This is a genomic window from Herbiconiux flava, assembly GCF_013409865.1.
In the GTDB taxonomy this organism is placed as follows: domain Bacteria; phylum Actinomycetota; class Actinomycetes; order Actinomycetales; family Microbacteriaceae; genus Herbiconiux; species Herbiconiux flava.
This window is the reverse complement of sequence record NZ_JACCBM010000001.1, coordinates 2,699,254-2,712,582: the sequence shown is the minus strand read 5'-3', so window position 1 is coordinate 2,712,582 and position 13,329 is coordinate 2,699,254. Positions and strand designations below refer to the sequence as shown.

Genomic DNA, 13,329 nt, shown 5'->3' with positions numbered 1-13,329 from the left:
GCCGTCCCTCTCGAGGGGCGGCCATCCGCCGTTCCACGGCCGGCGCCCGGGCCGCCCGCTAGCATGGGCAGCGTGTTCGTGATCGCGCTCACCGGAGGCATCGCCGCCGGCAAATCCACCGTCGCCCGCCGCTTCGCCGAGCACGGCGCCGTCGTGATCGACGCCGACCGGCTCGCCCGGGAGGCGGTCGAGCCGGGCACCCCCGGCCTGGCCGCGATCGCCGAGCGCTTCGGCCCGGGGGTCATCGACGCCGACGGCCGGCTCGACCGTCCGGCGCTCGGCTCCATCGTCTTCGCCGATGAGACGGCGCGGCTCGACCTGAACGGCATCACCCATCCGGCCGTCGCCGCGCTGCTGAAGGAGCGCCTGGCCGACACCGCGCAGGCCGACCCCGACGCGATCGTCGTCTACGACGTGCCGCTGCTGGCCGAGTCGGGCGGGCGCCGCGACGGGCTCTTCCGCTTCGTCGTGGTGGTCGAGGCCCCGGCCGAGGTGCGGGTGCAGCGCCTCATCGAGCTGCGGGGGATGGCCGCCGACGAGGCCGCCCGACGCGTCGCCGCGCAGGCGAGCGACGAGGAGCGCCGCGCCCTCGCCGACGTGGTGATCGACACGGGCGGCTCCCTCGACGAGACCGTGCAGCAGACCGACGCCGCGTGGATCCGGGTGCGCGAGGCCGCCGACCGGGCATCCGCCGACTGAGGCCGAGAGCGACACGCGCGCCATGACCTCCATCGACCTCAACGCCGACCTCGGCGAGTCCTACGGCGCCTGGACCCTCGGCGACGACCGCTCCATGCTCGAGCTCGTCACCAGCGCGAACGTCGCCTGCGGCTTCCACGCCGGCGACCCGTCCGGCCTGCTCGCCACGGTGCGCCAGGCCGCCGCGCACCGGGTGAGCATCGGCGCCCAGGTCTCGTACCCCGACCTCCGCGGCTTCGGCCGCCGCGCCCTCGACCTGCCGCCCGCCGACCTGATGGCCGATGTGGTCTATCAGCTGGGGGCACTGCAGGGGCTGGCCACCGCATCCGGAACCCGCGTCGCCTACCTCAAGCCGCACGGCGCCCTCTACAACCGCGTCGTGCACGACGAGCTGCAGGCGGCGGCCGTGGTCGAGGCCGTGCTCGCAGTCGACGCGACGCTGCCCATCGTGGGCCTGCCCGACTCCGAGATCGGCCGGCTCGCCGAGGCCGAGGGCCTGCGTTTCGTGCCCGAGGCCTTCGCCGACCGCGGCTACCGGTCCGACGGCAGCCTCGTGCCGCGCAGCGAAGCGGGCGCGGTGCTGCACGACCCCGACGAGATCGGCGAGCGGATGCTCCGCCTGGCCGCCGAGGGCGTGATCACCGCCGTCGACGGCACCGAGCTGCCCCTCTCGGCCGAGACGATCTGCGTGCACGGCGACACCCCGGGTGCCGTGCGCATCGCCCGCACCGTGCGCGACGCGCTGGAGGCCTCGGGGCTCACGGTCGCGCCCTTCGCGGTGCGATGACCGGGCCCGGGCAGACACCCGAGTCGCCACCCCGGCTGCAGCTGCGCGCGCTCGGCGGCTCGGCGCTGCTGGCCGAGGTTCCGGATGCCCGTTCCGCCCTCACCCTCTACTCCCGCCTGAGGGCGCAGCCGTCTGCGTCTCCCGCCCTCGACGGGGTGATCGACGTGGTGCCGGCCGAACGCACGGTGCTCGTCACCTTCGACGCCGCACGCACCGACGCCGCCCGGGTGCGGCGCGGGCTGGAGGAGGCGGCGACCGCGCCCGTGGCCCCGGTCGCCGGGGCCGGGCAGCGGCGGGTGGAGATCCCGGTGACCTACGACGGACCCGACCTCGACGACGTAGCGCGCACACTCGGGCTGACCGTCGGCGAGCTGATCGCGCTGCACACCGCCACCCGCTGGACGGCCGCCTTCATCGGCTTCGCGCCCGGCTTCGCCTACCTGATGGGCGACGACGAAGGGCGGCTGGCGCTGCCGCGCCGGGCGACGCCCCGGTCTGCTGTGCCCGCGGGATCGGTGGCGCTGGCCGCGGGGTACTGCGGCGTGTATCCGCGGGAGTCGCCGGGCGGCTGGCACCTGATCGGGCACACCGACGCGGCGCTCTGGGACAGCCGACGCGACGACCCCGCCCTGATCGCCCCGGGCACGGTCGTGGGGTTCGTCGATGCCGGCTGAGCACGCGGTCGAGGTGCTGGCGACCGGTCCGCTGACACTGGTGCAGGATGCGGGCCGGCCGGGCTTCGCGCACCTCGGCGTGACCGGATCGGGTGCCGCCGACCAGGGCGCGTACCGGGCAGCCAACCGGCTGGTGGGGAACGCGTCGGGGGCGGCCGTGCTGGAGTCCGTGCTCGGCGGGATCGCGCTGCGCGCACGCGGGGCGCTGCTCGTGGCCGTGACGGGGGCCTCGGCGGAAGTCGTGGTGGAGCGGGGTGGCGGGCGGGCGGCGGTCGAGCATCCGGTGGGCTGTTCGTTCACCCTCGGCGACGGCGACGTCGTGCGGGTGGGGACGCCGTCGGCCGGCCTCCGCACCGTGCTCGCCGTGCGCGGCGGATTCGCCGTGCCGCCGACGCTCGGCAGCCGGTCGAGCGACGTGCTGAGCGGGCTCGGTCCGGCCCCGCTGCGGGCCGGCGAGGTGCTGCCGGTGGGCGATGCCGCGGGGGAGTGGCCCGAGGCGACGCTGCTGCCGTCGGCGATCGGGTGGCGACCGGGGTGGATGCTCGCGGTGACGCCCGGGCCGCGCGCCGAGCTGGCGGGCGACGCGGGCTGGCCGCGGCTGCTCGCCACCGAGTGGACCGTCTCGCCCGCGTCGAACCGTGTCGGCGTGCGGCTCGTCGGCCCGCCGTCATCCGCCGAACCCGGACGCGAGGCGCTCACCCTGCCCAGCGAGGGCATGGTCGTCGGCGCGGTGCAGCTGCCGCCGAGCGGCGAACCGGTGGTGTTCCTGCGCGACCACCCGGTGACGGGCGGCTACCCGGTGATCGCGGTGCTCACGCCGGAAGCCGTGGACGTGGCGGCACAGCTGAGGCCGGGCGATGCCGTCGGGTTCGAGGCGGTGGGGGGCTAGCCGCACGGATGAGGACCGCCGACCGCAGCGATGGGTCGACGGCCCGCATCCGTGCGCGAGCAGCTCGGGGATCAGCCGAAGAGCATCGCTGCTTCGTCGTAGCGGTGCTGCGGCACCGTCTTGAGCTTGCCGAGGGCCTCCTCGAAGCCGACCGTCTCGATCTCGGTGCCGCGGAGCGCCACCATGCGGCCCCACGAGCCGTCCTGCACGATGTCGCTCGCGGCCATGCCGAGGCGGGTGGCGAGCACCCGGTCGTAGGCCGTCGGGACGCCGCCGCGCTGGATGTGGCCGAGCGTGGTGGCGCGGGTCTCGATGCCCGTCATCTCCTCGATCATCGGGGCGAGCCGCTCGCCGATGCCGCCGAGGCGGGGGCGGCCGAAAGCGTCGAGGCCGCGCTCGGAGTGGGCGTCGTCGGCGTGGTCGGGCGTGAAGCCCTCAGCGACGACGACCAGCGGCGCGCGGCCGCGGTCGGCGGCGCTGCGCACCCACGCGGCGACCTGCTCCATGCTCGTCTTCTGCTCGGGGATGAGGATGGCGTGGGCGCCGGCGGCCATGCCGGAGTGCAGCGCGATCCAGCCGACGTGGCGCCCCATCACCTCGGCGACCATGCAGCGGCTGTGCGAGTCGCCCGTGGTGCGCAGCCGGTCCATGGCCTCGGTGGCGATCTCGACCGCGGTGTCGAAGCCGAAGGTGTAGTCGGTCGCGTCGAGGTCGTTGTCGACGGTCTTCGGCACACCCACGATCTTCAGTCCGGCATCCGTCAGCCGCTTGGCCGCCGCGAGGGTGCCCTCGCCGCCGATGGCGATGATGGCGTCGATGCCGAGACGGTCGAGGGTCTCCTGGATGCGCTCGGGCCCGCCGTTGCCCTCGAAGGGGTTGGTGCGCGAGGTGCCGAGGATGGTGCCGCCCTGCTTGGCGATGCCGCGCACGTCGCTGCGCTCGAGGGGGCGGATGTCGCCGGCGACGACACCGCGCCAGCCGTCCTTGAAGCCGACGAACTCCTGGTCGTTGATCTCCGTGCCCTTGAGCACGGCGCCGCGGATGACGGCGTTCAGGCCGGGGCAGTCGCCGCCGCTGGTGAGGATTCCGATTCGCATGGTGATGTCTGCCTCGTGGTGGTGGTGGTGAGGTAACGCTCGGCATGACGCTCTGAGCGAGCACCGACGCTGATGTCGGTGGCTCTCCCTAAACTTAACGCATGGAACCCACTCGCTCCGTGCACCCCTTTGAAGTCATCTCTGAATACACGCCGAGTGGAGACCAGCCCGCCGCCATCGCCGAGCTCGCCGGCCGCATCAACGCGGGTGAGACCGACATCGTGCTGCTCGGCGCCACCGGTACCGGCAAGTCGGCGACGACCGCCTGGCTGATCGAGCAGGTGCAGCGCCCGACCCTGGTGCTCGCGCACAACAAGACCCTGGCGGCGCAGCTGGCGAACGAGTTCCGCGAGCTGATGCCCAACAACGCCGTCGAGTACTTCGTCTCGTACTACGACTACTACCAGCCCGAGGCCTACGTGCCCCAGACCGACACCTTCATCGAGAAGGACAGCTCGGTCAACGCCGAGGTCGAGCGCCTGCGTCACTCCACCACCAACTCGCTGCTGTCCCGACGTGACGTCGTGGTGGTCTCGACCGTGTCGTGCATCTACGGCCTCGGCAAGCCGGAGCAGTACCTGAACGCCATGATGGCGCTCCAGGTCGGGCAGCGCATCGACCGCGACCACCTGATCCGCCGCTTCGTCTCGATGCAGTACCAGCGCAACGACGTCGACTTCTCGCGCGGCAACTTCCGGGTGCGAGGCGACACCATCGAGATCATCCCGATGTACGAAGAGCTCGCCATCCGCATCGAGATGTTCGGCGACGAGATCGAGGGCCTCTACAGCCTGCACCCGCTCACCGGCGACATCGTGCAGAAGCTCGAGAGCGTCTCGGTCTTCCCCGGCTCCCACTACGTGGCCGACACGAACGTGATGCACCGCGCCATCGAGACCATCCAGACCGAACTGCACGACCGGCTGGCCCAGCTCGAGCGCGAGGGCAAGCTGCTCGAGGCCCAGAGGCTCCGGATGCGCACGACCTTCGACCTCGAGATGATGCAGCAGATCGGCTTCTGCTCGGGCATCGAGAACTACTCCCGGCACATCGACGGCCGCAACCCGGGCGAGGCGCCGCACTGCCTGATCGACTACTTCCCCGACGACTTCCTCGTCGTCATCGACGAGTCCCACGTCACCGTGCCGCAGATCGGTGCGATGTACGAGGGCGATTCCTCGCGCAAGCGCACTCTGGTCGACCACGGCTTCCGGCTGCCGAGCGCGCTCGACAACCGTCCGCTGAAGTGGAACGAGTTCAAGGAGCGCGTCGGCCAGACCGTCTACCTGTCCGCGACGCCCGGCCGGTACGAGATGGGCATCGCCGACGGGGTGGTGGAGCAGATCATCCGCCCCACCGGCCTGATCGACCCGACGCTCATCGTGAAGCCGAGCAAGGGGCAGATCGACGACCTGCTCGAGGAGATCCGCATCCGCGCGGGGCGCGACGAGCGGGTGCTCGTCACCACCCTCACGAAGAAGATGGCCGAGGAGCTCACCGACTTCCTCACCGAGGCCGGCGTGCGCGTGCGTTACCTCCACTCGGATGTCGACACGCTCCGACGGGTCGAGCTCCTGACCGAGCTCCGGCAGGGCGTCTACGACGTGCTCATCGGCATCAACCTGCTGCGCGAGGGGCTCGACCTGCCCGAGGTGTCGCTCGTGGCGATCCTCGACGCCGACAAGGAGGGGTTCCTCCGCTCGTCGACCTCGCTCATCCAGACCATCGGCCGCGCGGCCCGCAACGTCTCGGGCGAGGTGCACCTCTACGCCGACAAGATGACCGACTCGATGCGGCTCGCCATCGACGAGACCGACCGCCGGCGCGAGAAGCAGGTCGCCTACAACACCTTGCACGGCATCGACCCGCAGCCCCTGCGCAAGAAGATCGCCGACATCACCGAGGCGCTGGCCCGCGAAGGCGCCGACACCGCCGACCTGCTGAAGGAGCGCGCCGGGCGCGGCAAGAAGAGCCCCACGCCGAACCTCCGCCGCGAGGGCATCGCGGCCCAGGGCGCGAACGACCTCGAGTCGATCATCGCCGACCTGAACAGCCAGATGCTCGAGGCGGCCGCCGAGCTGAAGTTCGAGCTGGCGGGTCGCCTGCGCGACGAGGTCTCGGAGCTGAAGCGCGAGCTCCGGCAGATGGAGAAGGCCGGCCACATCGCGTAGCGCGGTGTCGCTCCGAGCGAACGCGGACGCCAGTGTCGGTGGCTCCACGTACAGTTGAAGGGTGTCGATTTCGAACGTAGAGAACGTTGATTCCCTTGCCGTCAAGCCCTTCAACTCCCTCGGGAAGCTGACGGTCAAGGGCGCCCGAGTGCACAACCTGCGCGACGTCGACATCGAGATCCCGCGCGACTCGCTCGTCGTGTTCACGGGCCTGTCGGGTTCGGGCAAGTCGAGCCTCGCGTTCGACACCATCTTCGCCGAGGGCCAGCGCCGCTACGTCGAGAGCCTGAGCGCCTACGCCCGCCAGTTCCTCGGCCAGGTCGACCGTCCCGACGTCGACTTCATCGAGGGCCTCAGCCCTGCGGTCTCGATCGACCAGAAGTCGACGAACCGCAACCCGCGCTCCACGGTCGGCACGATCACCGAGATCTACGACTACATGCGTCTGCTCTGGGCGCGCATCGGCATCGCGCACTGCCCCATCTGCGGGGAGCGCATCTCGGCGCAGACCGTGCAGCAGATCGCCGATCAGCTGATGGAGCTCGAGCCGGGCATCCGCTACCAGGTGCTCAGCCCGGTCGTCTCGCAGAAGAAGGGCGAGTTCGTCGACCTCTTCAAGGAGCTGAGCGCGAGCGGCTACTCGCGCGCCATCGTCGACGGCGAGATGATCCAGCTCTCCGACGCCCCCAAGCTCAAGAAGCAGTTCAAGCACGACATCTCGGTCGTCGTCGACCGTCTGGTGGCGGGCCCCGAGATCCTCGGGCGCCTCACCGACTCACTCGAGACGGCGCTCCGCCTCACCGACGGCCTGGTGCAGATCAACTACGTCGACGAGAACGGGCCCGACGCCTGGGCCACCTTCTCCGAGAAGCTCAGCTGCCCGAACCAGCACCCCATCCAGCTCTCCGAGATCGAGCCGCGCACCTTCTCGTTCAACGCCCCGTTCGGCGCCTGCCCCGAGTGCTCCGGCCTCGGTACGCGCATGTCGGTCGACCAAGACCTGCTGCTCGGCGACGAAGACCTCAGCATCAACGACGGCGTCATCATCCCCTGGACCACGCAGGGCAAGGGCCTGTTCCAGTACTACGAGAAGCTGCTCGACGGCCTCGCCCGGGACCTCAAGTTCTCGCTGAACACGCCATGGAAGAAGCTCACACCCGAGGTGCGCGAGGCGATCCTGCGCGGCGACAACTTCGAGGTCAAGGTCAAGTGGAAGAACCGCTACGGCCGTGAGATGAGCTACACCTCCGGCTTCGAGGGCGTCATGCCCTACATCGAGCGTCAGTTCCTGCAGGCCGAGAGCGACTCGCAGCGCCAGCGCTGGGGGGAGTACCTCCGCGAGGTGCCCTGCCCCGTCTGCAACGGCAAGCGCCTGAAGCCCGAGGTGCTCGCGGTCACCGTCAACGACCACAGCATCGCCGACGTCGCCGAGCTCAGCCTGAGCGACGCCCAGCAGTTCATGGGCACCCTCACCCTCACCGACCGGGAGGCGATGATCGGGGCGCAGGTGCTGCGCGAGATCCGCGCGCGGCTCGACTTCCTGATCGAGGTCGGCCTGAGCTACCTCGACCTGGCTCGCGCCGCGGGGTCGCTCTCGGGCGGCGAGGCCCAGCGCATCCGTCTCGCCACGCAGATCGGGTCGGGCCTCACCGGCGTGCTCTACGTGCTCGACGAGCCGTCGATCGGTCTGCACCAGCGCGACAACCGCCGCCTCATCGACACCCTCGTGAAGCTGAAGAACCTCGGCAACACGCTGATCGTCGTCGAGCACGACGAAGACACCATCCGCACCGCCGACTGGATCGTCGACATCGGCCCCGGTGCCGGCGTGAACGGCGGCACGGTGGTGCACTCGGGCCACTACGACGAACTCCTGGCGAACACCGAGTCGCTCACCGGCGACTACCTCTCCGGCCGCAAGGCCATCGAGGTGCCGACGAAGCGTCGGCCGATCGACAAGAAGCGCATGATCACGGTCGTGGGCGCCGAGGCGAACAATCTGAAGAACGTCACGGCCGACTTCCCGCTCGGCACCCTCACCGCCGTCACCGGCGTGAGCGGCTCGGGCAAGTCGAGCCTCGTCAACGACATCCTCTACCGGGTGCTCGCCAACAAGCTGAACGGGGCGCGCAAGCTCCCCGGCAAGCACAAGCGCGTCACCGGGCTCGAGAACCTCGACAAGGTCGTGCACGTCGACCAGGCGCCGATCGGCCGCACCCCGCGATCGAACCCGGCGACGTACACCGGCGTGTTCGACCGCATCCGCAACCTCTTCTCCGAGACCGCCGAGGCGAAGGCGCGAGGGTACCTGCCCGGCCGCTTCAGCTTCAACGTCAAGGGAGGCCGCTGCGAGGCCTGCGCGGGTGACGGCACGATCAAGATCGAGATGAACTTCCTGCCCGACGTCTACGTCGCGTGCGAGGTCTGCGGCGGCGCGCGGTACAACCGCGACACCCTGAGCGTGCACTACAAGGGCAAGAACATCGCCGAGGTGCTCGACATGCCGATCTCCGAGGCGGCCGAGTTCTTCGAGCCCATCTCGGCGATCCACCGCTTCCTGAAGACGCTCGTCGAGGTCGGCCTCGGCTACGTGCGGCTCGGCCAGAGCGCCACCACGCTCTCCGGCGGCGAGGCGCAGCGCGTCAAGCTCGCCACCGAGCTGCAGCGGCGCTCGAACGGGCGCAGCATCTACGTGCTCGACGAGCCGACCACCGGTCTGCACTTCGAAGACGTGCGCAAGCTGCTGATGGTGCTGAACGGGCTCGTCGACAAGGGCAACTCCGTGATCGTGATCGAGCACAACCTCGACGTCATCAAGTCGGCCGACTGGCTGATCGACCTCGGCCCCGAGGGCGGCTCGGGAGGCGGGACGATCATCGCCTCGGGCACCCCCGAGGCACTGGCCAAGGTCGAGGCGAGCCACACCGGGCACTTCCTGGCCGAGGTGCTGCCGGCGCCGCGCACGGCGGCCGACAGGGCCCCGGCCCGGCGCCCGCGCAAGGCGGCCGACAAAGCGGCGGTCGACAAGGCCGAGAAGCAGCCCGCCCTGACGAAGTAGGCACCCGCCCGACCGACAGACCCGCACCGAAGCAGCAAGGACCCATGGCAGACACCGTCTCGTACCGCCCCAAGGCGGGGGAGATCCCCACCCAGCCCGGCGTCTACCGCTTCAAGGACGCCACCGGCCGCGTGCTCTACGTCGGCAAGGCGAAGAACCTCCGCGCCCGTCTGAGCAACTACTTCGCCCCGCTCCGCAGCCTGCACGAGCGCACCCGGCGCATGGTGCTGAGCGCGGCCGGGGTCGAGTGGACGGTCGTGGCGACCGACATCGAATCGCTGCAGCTCGAGTACACCTGGATCAAGGAGTTCGACCCGCCCTTCAACGTCAAGTTCCGTGACGACAAGACGTACCCGTTCATGGCGGTCACCCTCGGTGACGAGGCGCCGCGGGTGATGGTGACACGCAACCACCGCATCAAGGGCGCCAAGTACTTCGGGCCCTACCCGAAGATCTGGGCGGTGCGCGACACGATCGACCTGATGATCAAGGCGTTCCCCATCCGCACCTGCTCCGACTCGAGCTACAAGCACGCGATGCAGACCGGGCGGCCCTGCTTCCCCGGCCAGATCGGGCGCTGCGGCGGCCCCTGCTCGGGCAAGGTCACCATCGAGGAGCACCGCAGGGTCGTCGACGACTTCGTGGCGTTCATGGCGGGCGGCGACAAGCGCTTCGTCACGCAGGCCACCAAGAACATGAAGGCGGCGGCCGAGCGGCAGGACTACGAGGCCGCGGCGAAGTACCGCGACCAGCTGCAGGCCCTCGAGGCCGTGCTCGCGAAGAGCGCCGTCGTGCTCCGAGACAAGGTCGACGCCGACCTGTTCGGCATCGAGCACGACGAACTGGCCGCCAGCGTGCAGCAGTTCATCGTGCGGGGCGGGCGCATCCGGGGCGAGCGCTCGTGGACGGTCGACAAGGAGATCGACATCGACACGGGCGAGCTGGTCGACACGATCCTGCTGCAGGCCTACGAGAACGAGGTGCCGCCGAAGGAGATCATCGTGCCGGCGCTGCCGGATGACACCGACGAGCTCGAGGCGTGGCTCGGCGGGCGGCGCGGCCGCGGCCAGGTGCACCTCCGCACCGCCCAGCGCGGCGAGAAGGCGGCCCTGATGTCGACCGCCACGATGAACGCGAAGAACAACCTGATGCTCTACAAGACCCGGCGCTCGTCCGACTTCGTGGCCCGCTCCCAGGCGCTCACCGACATCCAGGAGGCGCTCGGCATGACCGACGCCCCGCTGCGCATGGAGTGCTACGACGTCTCGCACCTGCAGGGCACCAACATCGTCGCCTCGATGGTCGTGTTCGAAGACGGTCTGGCCCGGAAGGATCAGTACCGCCGATTCTCGATCGCCGATTCGACGGATGACACGGAGTCCATCTACCAGGTCATCACCCGGCGTCTCGCCTACCTGAAGACCGACGAGAGCCCAGAGGCCGTGGCCGCCGAGGCCAAGGCCGCCCTCGAGGCGCAGACGCAGGTCTTCGCCGAGGGGGAGGGGCCGGTCGAGCCCGAGCGCAAGAAGAAGTTCGCCTATCCGCCGAACCTGCTGATCGTCGACGGCGGCCAGCCGCAGGTGAACGCCGCCGCCCGCGCCCTGGAGGAGTCCGGCGTGCAGGGCATCTTCCTCGCGGGCATCGCCAAGCGTCTCGAAGAGATCTGGCTGCCCGACAGCGACTACCCGGTCATCCTGCCCCGCGGCAGCGAGGCGCTGTTCATGATCCAGCGCATCCGTGACGAGGCCCACCGCTTCGCCATCACGCACCAGCGTTCGCGCCGCAAGCGCGACATCACCAGCGTGCTCACCGAGGTGCCCGGCCTCGGCCCGTCCCGGGTGCGCGAGCTGCTGCGGCACTTCGGCTCGGTCGCCGAGCTGAAGAAGGCCGACCTCGAGGCCATCTCCGAGGTGAAGGGCATCGGTCCGGTGCTCGCCGAGCAGATCCGCACCACCCTGCACCGGTAGGCTGGATGCCGTCCCGTCCCGATCCCCTGAGCGAAAGCGTGTGATGTCCGACTCCCCTCAGCAGCAGGAAGTGCTGATCGTCACGGGCATGTCGGGGGCGGGCCGCTCCACCGTGGCCAACGCCCTCGAAGACCTCGGCTGGTACGTCGTCGACAACCTGCCGCCGCAGATGCTGCGGCCGCTGGTCGATCTCGCCGAGCACGCCGGGTCGACCCTGCCGCGCATCGCCGCGGTGGTCGACGTGCGCGGGCGCGACTTCTTCGCCGACCTGCAGGACATGATCCAGGCGCTCCGCAGCGGAACCCAGCTGCGCGTGGTGTTCCTCGAGGCGACCGACCAGGCACTGGTGCGGCGCTTCGAGCAGGTGCGGCGTCCGCATCCGCTCCAGGGCAACGGCACGCTGCTCGACGGAATCGGGGCCGAGCGCTCGCGCCTGAGCCCCATCCGGGAGTCGAGCGACATCATCATCGACACCTCCGACCTGAACATCCACCAGCTCGCCACCGTCGTGCAGGAGAAGTTCTCGCACGCCGACACCGCGGGCGTGCAGGTCACGGTGATGAGCTTCGGCTTCAAGTACGGGGCGCCGACCGACGCCGACGGCATCGCCGACGCCCGCTTCCTCCCCAACCCGTTCTGGGTGCCCGAGCTGCGGGCCCACACCGGGCTCGACCCCGAGGTGAGCGAGTACGTGCTCGGCCAGTCGGGCGCGCGCGAGTTCGTCGAGGCGTACGCCAAGGCCCTCGAGCCGGTGCTCGCCGGCTACCAGCGCGAGAACAAGCGCCACGCGACCATCGCGATCGGCTGCACGGGCGGCAAGCACCGCTCCGTCGCCATCGCCCGCGAGCTCTCCGAGCTGATCGGCGCCTTCCCCGGCGTGGTGGTCAACGTCAAGCACCGCGACCTCGGTCGCGAGTGACCAGCAATAGAAGAAGGTTCTGAATAGTGGCTCTCACAGCCGATGTGAAAGACGAGCTCGCCCGCGTCGTCGTCAGCAAGACGACCGTCAGGGCAGCCGAGCTCGCGACCGTACTCCGCTTCGCCGGAGGTCTGCACCTCATCTCCTCCCGCATCGCCATCGAGGCCGAGCTCGACACCGCCGACATCGTCAAGCGCGTGCTGCGCGACCTGGCCGAGCTCTACGGCGTGAAGGGCGACGTCTCGAAGGTGGCGCCCTCGGGTGCCCGCCGCGAGGGCTTCTTCCTCGTGCGCGTCATCGACGGGGGAGAGACGCTCGCCCGCCAGACCGGGCTGCTGGATGCACGGCGGCGCCCCATCCGCGGCCTCCCCAACCGACTCACCACGGGCGGCCGGGACGACCTGGCGGCCGTCTGGCGCGGCGCGTTCCTCGCCGCCGGCTCGCTCACCGACCCCGGACGGTCGGCGGCCCTCGAGGTCACCTGCCCCGGCAACGAGGCGGCCATGGCGCTCGTCGGCGCCGCGAGTCGCCTCGGCATCGCCACCAAGGCGCGCGAGGTGCGCGGGGTTCACAGAGTCGTCATCCGCGACGGCGAGGCCATCGCCGCGATGCTCTCCGTGATGGGGGCGGCCAAGACCGTCACCACCTGGGAGGAGATGCGCCAGCGCCGCGAGGTGCGGGCCACCGCGAACCGCCTGGTGAACTTCGACGACGCCAACCTGCGCCGCTCCGCGCAGGCCGCCGTCGCCGCCTGCGCCCGGGTCGAACGGGCCATGGAGATCCTCGGCCCCGAGATCCCCGACCATCTCAAGTACGCCGGCGAGCTCCGCCTCGCCCACCGCGACTCCAGCCTCGACGAGCTCGGCCACCACGCCGACCCGCCCATGACGAAGGACGCGATCGCCGGCCGCATCCGCCGCCTCCTCGCGATGGCCGACAAGCAGGCCGCCGACCAGGGCATCCCGGGCACGGAGGCCAACCTCCCGCCCGACCTCGACGACTGATCCGCGCCGTCCTTCCGCACGTCGGCGACAGATCCGGCCTCACGAGGGTGTCCGCCCTGGACCT

The 13,329-nt window shown here is 70.5% G+C and carries 10 protein-coding genes; 9 read left to right on the top strand and 1 reads right to left on the bottom strand.

What is annotated here, in order from left to right; genetic code table 11:
• Positions 1-72 precede the first annotated feature (72 nt).
• From coaE to BJ984_RS13035, 4 genes are read left to right on the top strand one after another with little or no spacing between them, the layout of a single operon-like run.
• On the top strand, positions 73-699 hold the full coding sequence (gene coaE, locus BJ984_RS13050) for a dephospho-CoA kinase (RefSeq protein ID WP_179548388.1): 627 nt from the start codon (positions 73-75) through the stop codon (positions 697-699).
• A 22-nt stretch (positions 700-721) separates the two neighbouring features.
• A complete protein-coding gene (locus tag BJ984_RS13045) occupies positions 722-1,486 on the top strand; it encodes a LamB/YcsF family protein (protein ID WP_179548387.1) in 765 nt (254 codons plus the stop codon).
• Positions 1,483-2,160 carry a 5-oxoprolinase subunit B family protein gene (locus tag BJ984_RS13040; protein WP_179548386.1) on the top strand — a complete coding sequence of 226 codons (678 nt, stop codon included), beginning with the start codon at positions 1,483-1,485 and terminating at the stop codon, positions 2,158-2,160. Before BJ984_RS13045 ends, BJ984_RS13040 begins: the two co-directional genes overlap by 4 nt.
• Entirely contained in the window at positions 2,150-3,049 is a 900-nt protein-coding gene (locus BJ984_RS13035) for a 5-oxoprolinase subunit C family protein (RefSeq protein WP_179548385.1), read from the top strand. Before BJ984_RS13040 ends, BJ984_RS13035 begins: the two co-directional genes overlap by 11 nt.
• Positions 3,050-3,120: 71 nt before the next feature.
• Here BJ984_RS13035 and BJ984_RS13030 read toward each other — a convergent pair whose 3' ends face one another.
• Positions 3,121-4,146 carry a 6-phosphofructokinase gene (locus tag BJ984_RS13030; RefSeq protein WP_179548384.1) on the bottom strand — a complete coding sequence of 342 codons (1,026 nt, stop codon included), beginning with the start codon at positions 4,144-4,146 and terminating at the stop codon, positions 3,121-3,123.
• A 101-nt stretch (positions 4,147-4,247) separates the two neighbouring features.
• On the opposite strand from BJ984_RS13030, the gene uvrB reads away from it, so the two are divergent.
• The 5 genes from uvrB (at position 4,248) to whiA (ending at position 13,265) form a co-directional block, all read left to right on the top strand.
• Positions 4,248-6,317 carry an excinuclease ABC subunit UvrB gene (uvrB, locus tag BJ984_RS13025; protein ID WP_173181000.1) on the top strand — a complete coding sequence of 690 codons (2,070 nt, stop codon included), beginning with the start codon at positions 4,248-4,250 and terminating at the stop codon, positions 6,315-6,317.
• Positions 6,318-6,384: 67 nt separating this feature from the next.
• Positions 6,385-9,375 carry an excinuclease ABC subunit UvrA gene (uvrA, locus tag BJ984_RS13020; protein ID WP_179549458.1) on the top strand — a complete coding sequence of 997 codons (2,991 nt, stop codon included), beginning with the start codon at positions 6,385-6,387 and terminating at the stop codon, positions 9,373-9,375.
• A 44-nt stretch (positions 9,376-9,419) separates the two neighbouring features.
• Positions 9,420-11,342 carry an excinuclease ABC subunit UvrC gene (gene uvrC / locus BJ984_RS13015; RefSeq protein WP_179548383.1) on the top strand — a complete coding sequence of 641 codons (1,923 nt, stop codon included), beginning with the start codon at positions 9,420-9,422 and terminating at the stop codon, positions 11,340-11,342.
• Positions 11,343-11,385: 43 nt separating this feature from the next.
• Positions 11,386-12,261: an RNase adapter RapZ gene (gene rapZ / locus BJ984_RS13010; RefSeq protein ID WP_173180998.1), complete on the top strand. Its 876-nt coding sequence runs from the start codon at positions 11,386-11,388 to the stop codon at positions 12,259-12,261.
• A gap of 26 nt (positions 12,262-12,287) precedes the next feature.
• Complete coding sequence (whiA, locus tag BJ984_RS13005; RefSeq protein WP_179548382.1) at positions 12,288-13,265, top strand: DNA-binding protein WhiA; 978 nt, start codon at positions 12,288-12,290, stop codon at positions 13,263-13,265.
• Positions 13,266-13,329 lie beyond the last annotated feature (64 nt).